This is a genomic window from Pontibacillus salicampi (assembly GCF_042434395.1).
GTDB classification, from domain to species: domain Bacteria; phylum Bacillota; class Bacilli; order Bacillales; family BH030062; genus Pontibacillus; species Pontibacillus salicampi.
In genome coordinates, this window is record NZ_JBHLTP010000013.1 from 614,005 (window position 1) to 628,288 (window position 14,284).

At 39.0% G+C, this 14,284-nt stretch carries 15 protein-coding genes and 1 other RNA gene; 11 read left to right on the plus strand and 5 right to left on the minus strand.

Annotated features, from left to right (window positions below):
• Positions 1-2: 2 nt before the first annotated feature.
• Genes ACFFGV_RS18460 through ACFFGV_RS18475 form a run of 4 tightly spaced genes read right to left on the minus strand, consistent with a single transcriptional unit; the run spans position 3 to position 3,922 of the window.
• Positions 3-269 carry a phosphocarrier protein HPr gene (locus ACFFGV_RS18460; protein WP_377351012.1) on the minus strand — a complete coding sequence of 89 codons (267 nt, stop codon included), beginning with the start codon at positions 267-269 and terminating at the stop codon, positions 3-5.
• Between the two features lie 52 nt (positions 270-321).
• Positions 322-2,241 carry a PTS fructose transporter subunit IIABC gene (locus tag ACFFGV_RS18465; RefSeq protein ID WP_377351014.1) on the minus strand — a complete coding sequence of 640 codons (1,920 nt, stop codon included), beginning with the start codon at positions 2,239-2,241 and terminating at the stop codon, positions 322-324.
• A gap of 17 nt (positions 2,242-2,258) precedes the next feature.
• Positions 2,259-3,173: a 1-phosphofructokinase gene (pfkB, locus tag ACFFGV_RS18470; RefSeq protein WP_377351016.1), complete on the minus strand. Its 915-nt coding sequence runs from the start codon at positions 3,171-3,173 to the stop codon at positions 2,259-2,261.
• The gene (locus ACFFGV_RS18475) at positions 3,170-3,922 is read right to left on the minus strand and encodes a DeoR/GlpR family DNA-binding transcription regulator (RefSeq protein ID WP_377351018.1); all 753 of its coding nucleotides are present in this window, start codon (positions 3,920-3,922) and stop codon (positions 3,170-3,172) included. The genes pfkB and ACFFGV_RS18475 overlap by 4 nt, the downstream gene beginning before the upstream one ends.
• Before the next feature lie 271 nt (positions 3,923-4,193).
• Between ACFFGV_RS18475 and secG the strand changes: the two genes are divergently transcribed.
• The 4 genes from secG (at position 4,194) to rnr (ending at position 8,153) form a co-directional block, all read left to right on the plus strand.
• On the plus strand, positions 4,194-4,427 hold the full coding sequence (secG, locus tag ACFFGV_RS18480; protein WP_377351020.1) for a preprotein translocase subunit SecG: 234 nt from the start codon (positions 4,194-4,196) through the stop codon (positions 4,425-4,427).
• 440 nt (positions 4,428-4,867) lie between these two features.
• The gene (locus ACFFGV_RS18485; RefSeq protein ID WP_377351022.1) at positions 4,868-5,008 is read left to right on the plus strand and encodes a hypothetical protein; all 141 of its coding nucleotides are present in this window, start codon (positions 4,868-4,870) and stop codon (positions 5,006-5,008) included.
• A gap of 56 nt (positions 5,009-5,064) precedes the next feature.
• Complete coding sequence (locus ACFFGV_RS18490) at positions 5,065-5,814, plus strand: alpha/beta hydrolase (RefSeq protein WP_377351025.1); 750 nt, start codon at positions 5,065-5,067, stop codon at positions 5,812-5,814.
• Positions 5,815-5,855: 41 nt separating this feature from the next.
• The gene (rnr, locus tag ACFFGV_RS18495) at positions 5,856-8,153 is read left to right on the plus strand and encodes a ribonuclease R (protein WP_377351027.1); all 2,298 of its coding nucleotides are present in this window, start codon (positions 5,856-5,858) and stop codon (positions 8,151-8,153) included.
• Positions 8,154-8,206: 53 nt separating this feature from the next.
• On the opposite strand, the gene ACFFGV_RS18500 is transcribed toward rnr, so the two are convergent.
• Positions 8,207-9,055, minus strand: a complete 849-nt coding sequence (locus ACFFGV_RS18500) for a GNAT family N-acetyltransferase (protein ID WP_377351029.1) — start codon at positions 9,053-9,055, stop codon at positions 8,207-8,209.
• 208 nt (positions 9,056-9,263) lie between these two features.
• On the opposite strand from ACFFGV_RS18500, the gene smpB reads away from it, so the two are divergent.
• The 7 genes from smpB to ACFFGV_RS18535 all read left to right on the plus strand — a co-directional run bounded on the left by smpB (position 9,264) and on the right by ACFFGV_RS18535 (position 13,393).
• On the plus strand, positions 9,264-9,728 hold the full coding sequence (smpB, locus tag ACFFGV_RS18505; protein WP_377351031.1) for an SsrA-binding protein SmpB: 465 nt from the start codon (positions 9,264-9,266) through the stop codon (positions 9,726-9,728).
• Positions 9,729-9,875: 147 nt separating this feature from the next.
• Positions 9,876-10,235: a transfer-messenger RNA gene (ssrA, locus tag ACFFGV_RS18510) on the plus strand.
• Between the two features lie 482 nt (positions 10,236-10,717).
• A complete protein-coding gene (locus ACFFGV_RS18515) occupies positions 10,718-11,068 on the plus strand; it encodes a VOC family protein (RefSeq protein ID WP_377351034.1) in 351 nt (116 codons plus the stop codon).
• Positions 11,069-11,242: 174 nt separating this feature from the next.
• The gene (locus ACFFGV_RS18520; RefSeq protein WP_377351036.1) at positions 11,243-11,725 is read left to right on the plus strand and encodes a VOC family protein; all 483 of its coding nucleotides are present in this window, start codon (positions 11,243-11,245) and stop codon (positions 11,723-11,725) included.
• Between the two features lie 347 nt (positions 11,726-12,072).
• Positions 12,073-12,438: a hypothetical protein gene (locus tag ACFFGV_RS18525; RefSeq protein ID WP_377351039.1), complete on the plus strand. Its 366-nt coding sequence runs from the start codon at positions 12,073-12,075 to the stop codon at positions 12,436-12,438.
• A 177-nt stretch (positions 12,439-12,615) separates the two neighbouring features.
• On the plus strand, positions 12,616-12,813 hold the full coding sequence (locus ACFFGV_RS18530; RefSeq protein ID WP_377351041.1) for a hypothetical protein: 198 nt from the start codon (positions 12,616-12,618) through the stop codon (positions 12,811-12,813).
• A gap of 430 nt (positions 12,814-13,243) precedes the next feature.
• Positions 13,244-13,393, plus strand: a complete 150-nt coding sequence (locus ACFFGV_RS18535) for a hypothetical protein (RefSeq protein WP_377351044.1) — start codon at positions 13,244-13,246, stop codon at positions 13,391-13,393.
• Positions 13,394-14,284: the final 891 nt, after the last annotated feature.

The following is a 14,284-nucleotide window of genomic DNA, read 5'->3' on the forward strand; positions in this document are numbered from 1 at the left end:
ATTTATTCCCCCAGGTTTTCTTTTTTCATTGTGTCAACAAGTGCTTGAACAGCTTCTTCCTCGTCAGATCCATCAGCAGTAATTTTCACATCTGCGCCGGATGGAATGCCAAGCGACATGATACCCATAATGGATTTAAGGTTAACGGTTTTACCGTTGTATTCCAAGTTAACGTCAGCCTTATAGCTGCCAGCAGTTTGCACAAGAACGGTTGCAGGGCGTGCGTGCACACCGTCTTCAGAAGTAATTTTCACGGATTGTTCTACCATAAGTTTGTACCTCCTCAAAAGTTTCTAATAAAAAGTTATACAACTATTAACTTTACCCTTTTTGGATAGGTTTTTTCAAGAACCCAGCAATAAATGCTGTAATTAGTGAGCTAATTAGGACAATTGCAACATATAGGGACCCAGAGGCTAGGAGATTCATGCCATCTGATTTAACAGCTCCAGCAAATAATACTAAGAATCCGCCGTGAGGAGCATATAAATCTAGACCAAAGAGATATACTAGTCCACCAGCAAGGGAAGAGCCAATTACAGAAGCTGGAATTACTCGTGCTGGGTCAGCTGCTGCAAACGGGATAACTCCTTCGGTAATGAAGGTTGCACCCATTGCATAAGCAGTTTTGCCTGTTTCCTTCTCTTGCTTTGTAAATTTATTTTTAAATATAGTAGTAGCTATTGCCATACCTAATGGAGGTACCATTCCGCCTGCCATTGCTGCTGCAATAGGTGCGTAGTTACCAGCATCAATCATGGCAATACCGAACGTATATGCTGCTTTGTTAACTGGTCCGCCCATATCGACTGCCATCATTCCACCAACGATTAAACCAACAATAATTCCAGCAGAACCAAGACTATTCAACCAATTCTGCAATCCTGTGTATATTGAAACGAGGAAAGGGTTTCCCCAGAGCATAATCATTCCTGTAGTAAAAATACCGAATACAGGATAGAGTAAAACGGGTTTTAACCCATCTAGAACTTGGGGTAGGATTTCTAATACTTTGATAATCAATAGCATGATATAACCAGCTAGGAAACCAGCGATCAAACCACCTAGGAATCCAGAGCCGCCATCAGCTGCTCCAGTTGTTGTAGCAATTAAACCTGCGACCATACCTGGTGCCAATCCGGGACGGCCAGCAATACTTTGGGCAATGAAGCCTGCTAATACTGGTACTAGGAGGTAAAATGCCTTGCCTCCACCAATCGTCATTAACATTTCTGCAAAGCGGTTATATTGTTCATGGTCCGGATCTGCAGCATTGATACCGAATAGGAATGAAATTGCGATAAGAATACCGCCACCTACAACAAACGGTAACATGTTAGATACACCGTTCATTAGGTGCTTATAAATCCCTGTTTTTTCGTTGCCCCCCTCTGAAGAGGAGGATTGGCCGCCACCTTCATAAATAGGAGCATTTTGATTCACTGCGTTTTCAATTAATTGCTTTGGCTCATAGATGCCTTTTGCTACTGGTACTTGAATTACATGCTTTCCTTTAAACCGATCGGTTGGCACTTCAATATCAGCAGCCACGATAACTCCTTTTGCGCGGTCAATATCTTCTTGGGTTAATGAATTTTTCACTCCACTGGAGCCATTTGTTTCTACTTTAATGGTAACGCCCATTTCCTTTGCAGTCTCTTTTAATTTGTCTGCTGCCATATAAGTATGAGCAATACCTGTTGGGCAAGCAGTGACGGCGATGATATAATCCCCTTCGTTATCTGAAGATGCTTCATCAGTGTTGTCTTCTTCCTCTTCCTGATTATCTGCTTCCTTCTGATCGATAAGGTTCAGCATTTCTTCTCTTGATTCTGCTTGTAACAACTTCTCTCGGAATGCACTGTCCATTAATAAGGAGGAAAGGCTGGATAATGTCTCTAAGTGTGCTTGATTCGCTCCTTCAGATGCAGCAATCATAAAGAATAAATGGGTAGGCTGGCCATCTAATGACTCGTAATCAGCCCCTTGCTGGGATCTGGCGAAAGCAATAGCCGGTTCTTTAACAGCAGCTGACTTCGCGTGGGGGATAGCTACTCCTTCTCCAATACCAGTAGTGCTTTGATTTTCTCTTTCTAAAATGGCTTCCTTGAATGCCTCTTTATCGTTTAAACGACCAGCTTCGTCTAGCTTGTTTACTAATTCATCGATGATTTCTGGTTTTGTCTCTGCTTCCAATTGCAAAATCATCGTGTCTTTACGAAGTAATTCCGTAATCTTCATTGATAAGTGACCTCCCTCTAATTAACTGTTTCTACGTTAACCTGTTGTCTCAACTCTTCTACAAACGCTTCTGTTGCTAGGTCATCACTAAAGGCAGTGGCGCTCCCTGCTGCAACTCCGTATGCAAAGGCTTCTTTTATGTCGTTTGTCTTTACCAATCCCGCTAAGAACCCAGATACTACTGAATCACCTGCACCTACGGAATTTTTCACCGTACCTTTTGGGACATTTGCCACGTATGCCTTGTCTTCTGTTACGAGAATGGCACCTTCTCCTCCCATAGAAACGATTACGTTCTTGGCACCTTTTTTAACAAGCTTTCTTGCGAAATAGGCTGCCTCTTCCTTAGAAGAAATTTCTGTTTCAAATAGCTGGCCCAGCTCATGATGGTTGGGCTTTAATAAGAAGGTTTTTGTGCCTATTAATGCCTCCAATGCCTTACCAGATGTGTCGGCAACGAAATGGGCTTCATTTTGTTCGCATCTTGCTGCCATCTCTTGATATAGCGTGACTGGTATAGCTTTAGGAATCGAGCCTGCTACAACTAAATAGTCATCCTTGTTTAATTGCCCTACCTGCTGGAGCAGATTTGCCTGTTTTTCTTTAGAAATATCAGGACCTGGTCCATTAATTTCCGATTCAGAGGAGGATTTTAGCTTTACATTGATTCGGGTAGTTTGTTGGGTATCAATAAACTGATGCTGAACCGTTTCTTTTTCTAGTGCATCTAGAATGAATTGCCCTGTAAACCCGCCAAGAAATCCGAGTGCTGTGTTGGGAATATCTAATCTGCTTAGCACTCTTGACACGTTTATTCCTTTTCCGCCTGGGTAGTAGGCAGCTTCATTAGCTCTGTTCAAGTCTCCTTCATAAAAGGTATCTACATGCAATATGTAGTCGATGGAAGGATTTAGAGTGACGGTGTAAATCATGATGACACAACCTTTACTTTCGTTTTTTGTTGCAATGGATAGAGTATGTCCTGATTCGTTTCATCGGTTATGATGGATGCTTCCTGTATATCGGCAAATTTCGTAAACGTGGTTTCGTTCAGCTTAGAAGCGTCAGCTAGTATATAACGCTCTTGAGAAAGCTCCAGAGCTTTTTCCTTTATAGCCGCTTCCTCTGGATCCGGTGTTGTGTATCCATGAACAGAATGAATACCATTTGTTCCAATAAAGCATTTATCAAACCGATATCCGGAAATTCCTGCAATAGCCTTACTTCCTATTAATGCTCTTGTTCTAGGTTTAGCAAAACCACCGGTCACATACGCCTCAATACCACATTCTAGTAGTGCATCGATAAGAGAGATGCCATTTGTTACTACAATCACCTGTTTATCCTTTAGGAATGGTATGAGCTGGGAGGTTGTCGTCCCAGCATCTATAAAAATACAATCTCCTGGTCGGATGAAAGAAGCCGCCAGCTCTGCAATTTGTTTTTTCTGGCTTAAATGCTGTGTGGATTTCTCGGGGACACTTAATTCTTCGCTTTTCTGATGAAGAATAGAAGCTCCGCCATGAACCCTTTTTAGCAGCGTTTCTTTTTCTAGCTGCTGCAAATCTCTTCTTATTGTAGACTCTGAAGCATTCGTTGCTTCCACTAGTTCATGAAGCTTGACGGTATGCTGATCATTAAGAAGGTCTAATATTATTTGTTGCCTTTCAGGAGTTAACATGTGTTTATCCCTCCATTACGAACCGTACTTTTATCATAAAGGAAGCCTTTTCATTAATCAATCAAAAAACACCAAATTCAATCATAAATAATCACATAAACAACATATTACCTTCACAATCATTCATTAAGATGGGTTTTTTGAGGGTAGAAGTAAATATTTCCATTGATTGAAAGCTATTTCATGCAGGACAGGGAATATCATCTTGCTGTTCTTATTATTTTGTGCTAAATTATCCTTAGGTATTTGTCCGTCTTAGGAGGTGGATTGCGTGTACACATTCACAGTAATCTTACTTGTTGTTGATGCCATTGCTTTGATTACCTTAGTGCTTTTACAGTCAGGCAAAAGTGCAGGGTTAGCTGGAGCAATTTCTGGTGGCGCAGAGCAAGTATTCGGTAAGAAAAAAGCCCGCGGTATGGATGCGGTTCTTCATAAAGCGACAGTTGTCACTGGAGTTCTGTTATTCGTGCTATCATTTTTAATTGGATATGTTTTAACGTAACAACGGGTAGAAATACTCGTTGTTTTTTTATGTATCAGCTCTGCTTTGTTTACATGTGGATAACTGTTATATCATCGCTATATGTGCTTTTTTTGCATGGATATTTGTTAAGACCAATGGAGATGTTAGGTTAATCCATTAAAGGTGGAGATAGTTTGGAGGGGGGAGTTGATTAGGCCGGCATTACTCCGCTTTTCTACGGCCTCGCATCGTTTGGGGACGTAGAAAAGCGGAGTTTATCTTCCTTCCCCTCCTAAACGGGACGGACTTCCTTCTCCTCCAAACCAAGTTTTCCTGATTATTGATACTAAAAAAATTATCTACAAGAAAGAACAAAGGCAATGGGTAATGAATCAATAGGAACGTTAACGTTAATAATGGTGGCAAAATAGTTGTTAAACCTCCATACGTTTTTAAGGTGTACATAAGGGGAATGGAAGATGTCTGGAAGCGATATTCTACTACAAGCAGTAATAACGATTAGGAAGAGCTTATTCGCCTCTTCAATAACTCCTTGTGGTACGATGAAATCATTCTCATTTATTCTAGATCTTTCCTTACTGAAAGAAACGAACCAATAATTATTGCGGTAGAGAATCAAACTAATTTACACAATCGATGAATAAGGAGTGGAACTATGAAAATTAAACTACCTGAACCATTTACGTTTGAAGCGGGTAATCGTGCGGTATTGTTATTACATGGATTTACTGGGCATTCTGCTGATGTTCGCATGTTAGGACGTTTCTTACAAAAGAAAGGATACACAAGTCATGCACCTATTTACAGTGGGCATGGAGCCGAACCCGAGGAAGTGGTGAAATATACTCCGGAGGATTGGTGGAAGGATGTACAGCATGCTCTTCAACACCTGCGCGATTTAGGCTATAGAGAAATCGCTGTAGCTGGACTTTCTCTTGGCGGTGTATTAAGTCTGAAGCTAGCCTATAGCGAACCTGTTAAAGCAGTTATTCCAATGTGCGCACCCATGTTTTTTGATAACGAAGAAGAGTTAAAGCAAGGGTTTAGAAGATATGGTACAGAATTTAAACAACTAGAGCAAAAATCAGACGAAGTGATTAAGCAGGAGCTGGATGAAATTCTGTCAACTTCTACTAGCACCTTTCAAGAATTGGGTAAGCTGATTAACGAAGTGCGTCAAAATGTCGATATGATTTATGCACCGACATTTGTTGTGCAAGCCAGAAACGATGAAATGATTAACACGGATAGTGCACAGTATATTTATGAGCATGTGGAAACAGAAAAGAAGGATATGAAATGGTACGAGGAATCATCGCACATTATCACATTGGACAAAGAAAAGGAAACCTTACATGAAGATATTTTTAACTTCTTGGAATCACTTGATTGGTCAGTGGAATAATAAACGAATAACGAACGGATTATGGAAAGTAGGTGAATGATATGAGTCAAGAGTTAAAGCAGCAAATAATGAATTTCATACATGAAAACACATCTAAGCCTCTATCAGTCCAAGAGATAGAGGAAATGACGAACTTAGAAGAAGCAGAGGATTTCACAACCTTAATGAAGACGTTAAATGAGTTAGAAGAGGAAGGAGAGCTAGTCAGGACGCGGAAAAATCGTTATGGCCTCCCAGAAAAAATGAATTTAACGCGTGGTAAAATTCAAATGCATCAAAAGGGCTTTGCCTTTCTCATTCCGGATGATGACGACAAGGATGATATTTATATACATCATTCCGATTTGCATTCGGCAATGAACAATGACAAGGTATTGGTTCGCACAGAGACGAATAATGAAAAGGACAAGCGTCCTGAAGGAACAGTTATTCGCATATTAGAACGCAATACAAACGAAATAGTTGGAACGTACGACGATAACGGTTACTTTGGATTTGTCATTGCTGATGATAAACGGATTCCTAATGACATCTTTATTCCAAAAGGTTCCACTAATGGGGCGGTAGATGGTCATAAAGTAATTGTTAAAATCACTAAATTCCCTGAGGGAAGAATGAGTGCTGAAGGGGAAGTCGTTGAGATATTAGGTCATAAAAATGATCCAGGCATTGATATTCTAGCTATCATCCACAAGCATGGTATCAAATCTGAGTTTCCAGAGGAAGTAATAGAGCAAGCGACTAATGTACCAGATGAAATTTCCGAAGAGGAATTACAGCAGCGCCGGGATTTAAGAGATCAACAAATTGTCACGATTGACGGTGCAGATGCGAAGGACTTGGATGACGCAGTTGCTGTTCGTAAATTAGATAACGGGAACTATCATCTTGGAGTACACATTGCCGACGTTACGTATTACGTACCGGAAGGGTCTCCAATTGATAAAGAAGCCAGTGAACGAGGAACGAGTTCCTATTTAGTCGATCGCGTAATTCCTATGATACCACATCGTCTATCTAATGGGATTTGCTCCTTGAACCCTAAAGTGAACCGACTAACTCTTTCTTGTGAAATGGAAATAAACACAAGCGGTGAAGTAGTTAACCATGAAATATTCCAGAGTGTTATAAAAACAAATGAACGTATGACGTATGATGCTGTGAACAAAATTCTGAAAGACGATGATGCAGAATTGAAACAGCAATATGAAGAGCTCGTCCCTATGTTCAAGAACATGGAGGATCTTGCTAGCATCCTTCGTCAGAAACGGATGGAACGTGGTGCCATTGATTTCGACTTTAAAGAAGCCCAAGTACTAGTCGATGAAGAAGGTAAGGCAAAAGACGTAGAGTTGAGAGAGCGTTCCGTCGGCGAGAAGCTCATTGAGGAATTCATGCTGGCAGCAAATGAAACGGTAGATGAGCACTTCCATTGGATGCGCGTTCCGTTCATTCACCGAGTACACGAAGAGCCAGATTCCGCAAAGCTGCAAACCTTCTTTGAATTTATTACTAATTTCGGTTATGCAGTAAAAGGCACGGCAAACGATATTCATCCAAAAGCATTACAAGAAGTGCTAGAGGCCGTAAAAGGTACACAAGAGGATATGGTCATTTCAAAATTGATGCTACGTTCCATGCAGCAAGCTAGATATGATTCATCCAATCTTGGTCACTTTGGACTTGCAACCGATTTCTATACACACTTTACCTCCCCAATCCGTCGTTATCCAGACTTGATTGTGCATCGACTTATCCGTACGTATCTTATTGAAGGAAAGGTCGATGAGCGTACACGGAATTATTGGAAGGAAGAAATCCCGGATATTGCTCGCCATTCATCAGAAAGAGAGCGTGCCGCTGTAGATGCAGAACGAGAAACCGATGACCTGAAAAAAGCGGAATACATGCAGGATAAAATCGGGGAAGAGTTTGAAGGAGTTATCAGCTCCGTTACAAATTTCGGTTTATTTGTAGAACTCCCAAATACAATTGAAGGACTCGTCCATGTTAGTTATCTAACAGACGACTATTACCATTTCGACGAGCGGTCCTATGCTATGATCGGCGAAAGAACCGGTAACGTCTTCCGTATCGGTGATGAGTTAACGGTTAAATGTATAAACGTTAATATAGAAGAGCGTGTAGTGGACTTTGAGATAGTTGGTATGGAGCCGCCAAAGAAAAAGCAGCCAAGCTCTAGACCAGCTAAGCCAAAGGTCATTAATGCTAAAAAGGATCAATCCTCCTATAAGAAGAAGAACGCTAAAGGGAATCAAAAAGGGAAGAAAGGAAGACCTTTTTATCAAAATAAAGGCGTTCCTAAAAAGAAAAAGTAAATAATGTAAAAAGAGCTAGCAGAAATTGACTGCTAGCTCTTTCCGTTATGTCTTTAATTCGTAACCCTAAACCCATGCAGCAGCCATGCATCCTGAGAAGAATTAAAAGCAGCTGGCAAATCGGCATAAACATCAGGAGAAACATCCATCCAAATCGCATCGATAGCCTCTCGCTGCTGTTTGTCGTATGCAATTGTTTTCCACAGGCCAGGTTGAGTGAACAGGTCATCCCAAAAGTACTTAACGTTAGCATACACATGCTTTTTTGTGTCCTCCTGAATAAGCACAATACGGTCACCAGCTGGATTTATATACATAGCACTTTGGCTTAAATAGTCATCTGTAATATAAATATTATCAAACGGTAAAGGGTAATAAGCCTCGTATGGAAATACTTCCAGAGTTAAGGATTCAATCCACTTCCGTTTGGCAGATACATCCTGTACCATTTCCCAAACAGGTCCGTCGGGATGAGGGATTTGCTCTGGCTGTTCAATATGAAGAGGGTGGAGAGTTGCTAGCGCAGGCATATGAATTTTCTTCAACACTTTTCGTGCAGGAAGATTATTGGACTGCGTATTAGCTCCAATCCAAACAATGGAAGGATTTTGTCTAACTCTTTCGATGATTTGGTCAAGTAAGTAGGTGGCATGTCCCTGGCCATAGAATCGTTTATCACTACGTAGACGACCGAGCATGGCATACTTATTATAAAATGTTGTGTACCCTCCAACAGCAATCATTTGATTCTCATCAAAGAGCCCAAACACCTCATTATTCTCCCTAGCAATAAGCTCAGGAAAAATCCTTACAACATAATCATCGTCTAACCCTGTGTCCATATCCTTCAAAGCACTATAATCCTCAACGTCTAGTTTTCTTACCTGCAATACCCCGTTCATTAGCTCCCAACCCCTTTATCTATCTATTGTGTCACCTTCGAAAACGTTTTTTTCTATCATATAGTCGCACAGCATTAGCTCGTTTGTCTATCGAGAAGATTTAATGTTTTTGTAAAAAAAAGATTGGGTATGCTTACGGATAGGATAATTGGAAAAGTACGCTTATTTTGATATAATATTGGTTACGCACTAGGAGGAGGAACTGGTTATGCCAAAAGGCCAAGGGAAACAAGTCGCACAAAATCGCAAAGCATCTCACGATTTTTATATAGAGGACACATTTGAAGCAGGAATTGTCTTAAAAGGAACAGAAATAAAATCTATTCGAGCAGGAAGGGTGAACATGAAGGATTCCTTCGCACGTGTTAATAAAGGGGAAGTCTTTCTTCATAACCTGCACATCTCTGCCTATGAACAAGGAAACCAATTTAATCATGAACCAACCAGAATGCGTAAGCTGCTCCTTCACCGTAAACAAATTGATCGTCTAATTGGAGAAACTCAACAAGAAGGATACTCTCTCGTACCGTTAAAGATGTATATAAAAAATGGAGTAGCCAAGGTACTAATTGGTCTCGGAAAAGGGAAAAAGAAATACGACAAACGAGAAGACTTGAAACGCAAGCAAGCCAAAAGGGACATTGATCGTGCTATAAAGAATAGCGGTTATTAGAGTTTAATTTCCACAAAATACCATTGTGTATTCTTTGAAATACCGCTAATCTGTGTTATAATATATTATGTCGTTGAAAGAGACGACTCTTACCAACTGAATAATGAGTGCAACCATAAAGCTCATTTCCGTTCAGTTCTCATGCATGGGGACGTTACGGATTCGACAGGGATAGGTCGAGCTTTAGTTGCGAGCCGAGCGGCTACTCGTAAAAAGCCACGCCAATAATAACTGGCAAAGAAAACAATTACTCTCTAGCAGCTGCATAAGCTGATCTAGAGGATCCTTCCTGCCATCGCCCGTGTGGTAGACAGAAGGGTCTCAAACTGAAGCGGGCTATGCGTTCATTCGCCGTCTTAGGATGAACGAAGAACTCAATAAGACTAGCTACAAGGACGCCTGTCAGTAGGCAGAACTGCTAGCGAATTACTAATGTACTGACTACGCTCGTAGAAGCTAAGGTAACGATATCTCTGGACGTGGGTTCGATTCCCACCGTCTCCACCAATACATATATTGGTGGTTTTTTTGTGTTTTTAAGCATAAGTTTTCCATTTGGAAAGCTTATGCTTTATTTAATTTTAGGAAACTTAATGCTTTTTTCGTACTATAAATACTTTATTGAATCATTTATCTCGAAATCAAGCATTTCAATTATCAGTGTAAATGGTTTAATCTTTGTAGGTTTTGGCAACATGTTGGTGTATAAATAAACGCGTGAACGTGTATTTTTAGTGGAAGTATGGGCTATTATCTAAAAACTGAATCTTCGAGTAAGGAAAAGGTGGTATTTTGAAAAACTGGAATTCGAGATACGAGTCAGGTGATTAATAGAGACTTCTATAATGGTTCAATGAAAATATAAGAAAAATTATCCATTTTTATAATAGCTCGCAGGTATCTGGAGTAATAATCCGGAAGTTATTTTACATAAGAGAAGCAAGGTTTGTTGAGTAAAAAAATCTTCAAAAAAGTGTGGAGGTGTATAGATGAAGGTGAAGAGAATTGTTCTAAATATCGAAACAAGAGACATTTCCAAAGCAACATACTTTTACAAGGATATACTAGGGCTTGAACAATTAATGGAACTTGAATTTATTACAACATACGGATCTAATGAGAAAATGACCACCCAACTCAGTTTTTTATCTGAGGGAGGTTCTGGCACCCCTGTACCTAATTTGTCCATTGAAGTTGATAACCTAGAAGAAGTTCTCAATCGTTTCAAAAATGCTGGAGTTCCAATTGAGTATGGGCCAACTAATGAACCGTGGGGAGTTCGTCGATTTTATGTTAGAGACCCGTTTGGGAAACTCGTCAATATTTTAACTCATCAATAATTGGATATGGAGCATTTAACATTTGACCCAATTCAGAGTTGCTGTAGGTATTTGTGTGCGTTATTTCAACCTAGAGGCAATTCCTATACAAAGGTATTTACTGTTAAGGAGAACATTACTGACGAAATGTTGAAGGTGCTGTTTGGAAGGTATTCTAACAGAAAGGGTGAAAAAATGAGTGGACTTATTCAAAAAATCACACCGCATTTGACATTTAATGATGAGGCTGAAGAGGCTGTGGATTTTTATGTATCCATTTTTAAAAATTCTAAGGTCTTGAACATTACTCGTTATGGAGAAGGAGAACCTGGAACTGCTGGGGCTGTAAGGACGGTCAGATTTCAATTGGATGGACAAGAGCTTATTGCTGTAAACGGAGGACCATCCTTCCATTTCAGTGCTGGTATATCATTGTACGTGAGATGTGAGACTCAGGAAGAAATAGACGAACTGTGGGAAAAGCTCTCAGAGAAAGGAGAGAAAGAATCATGTGGCTGGCTGAAAGATAAATATGGTGTTTATTGGCAAATAACCCCAGTGATTGCATGGGAGATGGTAAATGACCCTGACCGTGAAAAATCTCAACGAGTAGTAAAAGCAACTTATAATATGAGCAAGCTTGATACTGAAACGTTAAAGAAAGCGTACGAAGGGTAAGTAGGACACCTTTGTACATGAGTTTTGGTACATGTCATCTGAAAGGAAAAGAGCACATGACAAAGGAAAACGTAATATTGTCTTGAGATCGAGTCTTCAATAGGTACATTAATTATATACACAACAATATAAGTGATAAAGATGTTACTAATGTGATGAGGTAAACGAAAAGGTTTTTTTAGAGGGGGGGGGGAAGATCACAATAAAAATTTACAGGAATAATATTGTTTCTGATTTCTTTACATTATTACTTACCATGTTTTCTCTGAAACCCCTCATCGTTTCCATTCGTAATACTAGAATAAATGGACTTTCTTCAAGTTCTCCATTATTAGGAGGAGATTAATATGCCTATTTTCTATGTATTGCTAGGATTAATTGTTTTTGGAGTGCTCGTTTTTATTATTCGGCATACAACTGTACGCTACCGTTTTGACGAGGAAAGCGTAAAAATGAGCTATGGATTTAGTAAGAACGCTATACAAATGGATGTAAAGAATATTCGTCGTATCTATGATGTTGGATGGGATAATATTCCTAATTTTACGGCTCAATTAGGCAGTCCTGGGAGAGATTATACTGGTTTAGTTTTTGAAATGAAGGATGGAAGTAAATACTTAATTCACATAGAGAATTGTGGGAAGCTTTTACAAGGGATTGAAACCGCAAACCCAAACATTTCTTTTCATATTTCTCCAACCTTCAATCATTAGCAGCATATCATGAACGATAAACCTTGATTATTCTACTACGTTATCGATTCCTGTTTATATCTAGATCGGAATATCTTAATACCTTGGAATGTACTAAAAACGATTAATTTGGCCGTAAGCTCGAGTATACAAAGAGTTATTCGTCGTATGAAGCTGTCAGGAAGGTGGAACAAAACGATGATACTATATAATCCAAAGCTGTTCATTATACTTGCCCCGATTTATTTAATATATATGTTCCTACTAGTTCTCTTTCTCCCAATGAATCGGTTCGCGATGATAATCATAATTGCTGCTCCAGTAATTTTTTGGACTCCATTTGACTTGTATCGACTGTATGAGAAGCGGCAGGATAGTCGAGAGAACTCCCAATAATTATCATTCCATAACTGGGGTGGGACAAAAGTCTGGAACATAAGCTTGTACTCAATATGTTGAACTCTAAGTACACAAGCTCCTCTATCGAATTCAGGTAGGGGAGTTTTTTAGTGAAAAGCGGGTCACCTGTTATGTAAGAAAATCCTATTTTGACGAGGGTGTATAAGGATAAAATGGTTTGTTTATACGAAATAAACAATCTGTCTAGGAAAGCCATTTCATACAGCATATAGTTTATAAACTTTTTTATATAAATTGTAGAAAAGTAGTGTAAAGATCCTATAAATCGTGGTATATTTCAAAATAAGTCCTTAGATATTCATGAGTAACGAATAGAATGATATATAGAGAGTATGATTCTAATATCTTCGTTTTACTCTTAAATACAAAGGATATCCTATTATATAATTTTGAGGAGGCATACAAAATGAACATGTATATCAAAGCACGTGAACTTTTCGAAAAGGATTATCAGTCTAGCCAGGAGGTTAAGCACTACAACGCTTCTATGCAAGGTGGAAAAGGAAAAGCTAGTAAATCTCAGCCAAAGCTAAGAATTAATCCATTCAAAAAATAAAAGGAGCACGAGTTTATTCCTATGACATGAAATTGGAAAGTACCTGATTTGCATAATGTATTACGATTTTCTTATTAGTTTCATTACAGATCACATAGGTGCTTTCCATAATTTTGTTTAATCCTCTATACTCCCCCCCCCCGGTGAAATCTTCTATTAATCGCTTCTGTACAAACAACAGTACACCACACCACTAAGGCTATAAAACTTCCCCCAATGCCAACAGTCAAGTCCTTATCTTTGACTGATTGAATGGCACCTTCTAACTCTTCATTCATAATTTTATTTACTTCTTGTTCTAACTCATTGATTTCGCTCTCTGAAAGTTGATTAAATAGATTGAGAGCTAATAAACAACCCTATCACCATAAACACCATTACCTTTCCAATGAACTTGAAACTTTCCTTGGAAACCTCCTCTTGTTTTTTAAAAAGATTCTGTCTATTATAAGAGCATACGAGTTTCAGTAATATAACAATAGTTATCAGGAAAAATGTAAATAATTGGTTTTTGGTATTAATGGGAGTAAGAGGTAAAAGTAGAATATAGGAATTTTATACGAGGAGGTCTATTATCAATAAAATTGACATGAAATCTATCACTTGGAGTTTGCTCATTTGTATTTTGCTTACTCTATTTATACCGAGTGATTATTTGAATGAAGGCAAAGGTAAGTACACTTATGGCTTACCATTACATTATATATTTATATATCAAGATGAACCGAATAGCCAATGGTTTTTCAATAATCTTTTTTATGGGAACGCTGGTATGTCAATAAATCCTGGTACTTTTGCTTTAAATTTATTGATAATTTACTTAATAATCAGACTTATCGCTAATAAACTATATAAGAAAAGAGGAGTAGTACACTAAGGCATATATGATTT

Excerpts from the sequence above, each read along its gene's own strand:
- ACFFGV_RS18460 (WP_377351012.1), bottom strand. The coding sequence starts at position 269 with ATGGTAGAACAATCCGTGAAAATTACTTCTGAAGACGGTGTGCACGCA.
- ACFFGV_RS18465 (WP_377351014.1), bottom strand. The coding sequence starts at position 2,241 with ATGAAGATTACGGAATTACTTCGTAAAGACACGATGATTTTGCAATTG.
- pfkB (WP_377351016.1), bottom strand. The coding sequence starts at position 3,173 with ATGATTTACACCGTCACTCTAAATCCTTCCATCGACTACATATTGCAT.
- ACFFGV_RS18475 (WP_377351018.1), bottom strand. The coding sequence starts at position 3,922 with ATGTTAACTCCTGAAAGGCAACAAATAATATTAGACCTTCTTAATGAT.
- ACFFGV_RS18485 (WP_377351022.1), top strand. The coding sequence starts at position 4,868 with ATGTCTGGAAGCGATATTCTACTACAAGCAGTAATAACGATTAGGAAG.
- ACFFGV_RS18490 (WP_377351025.1), top strand. The coding sequence starts at position 5,065 with ATGAAAATTAAACTACCTGAACCATTTACGTTTGAAGCGGGTAATCGT.
- rnr (WP_377351027.1), top strand. The coding sequence starts at position 5,856 with ATGAGTCAAGAGTTAAAGCAGCAAATAATGAATTTCATACATGAAAAC.
- ACFFGV_RS18500 (WP_377351029.1), bottom strand. The coding sequence starts at position 9,055 with ATGAACGGGGTATTGCAGGTAAGAAAACTAGACGTTGAGGATTATAGT.
- smpB (WP_377351031.1), top strand. The coding sequence starts at position 9,264 with ATGCCAAAAGGCCAAGGGAAACAAGTCGCACAAAATCGCAAAGCATCT.
- ACFFGV_RS18515 (WP_377351034.1), top strand. The coding sequence starts at position 10,718 with ATGAAGGTGAAGAGAATTGTTCTAAATATCGAAACAAGAGACATTTCC.
- ACFFGV_RS18520 (WP_377351036.1), top strand. The coding sequence starts at position 11,243 with ATGAGTGGACTTATTCAAAAAATCACACCGCATTTGACATTTAATGAT.
- ACFFGV_RS18525 (WP_377351039.1), top strand. The coding sequence starts at position 12,073 with ATGCCTATTTTCTATGTATTGCTAGGATTAATTGTTTTTGGAGTGCTC.
- ACFFGV_RS18530 (WP_377351041.1), top strand. The coding sequence starts at position 12,616 with ATGATACTATATAATCCAAAGCTGTTCATTATACTTGCCCCGATTTAT.
- ACFFGV_RS18535 (WP_377351044.1), top strand. The coding sequence starts at position 13,244 with ATGAACATGTATATCAAAGCACGTGAACTTTTCGAAAAGGATTATCAG.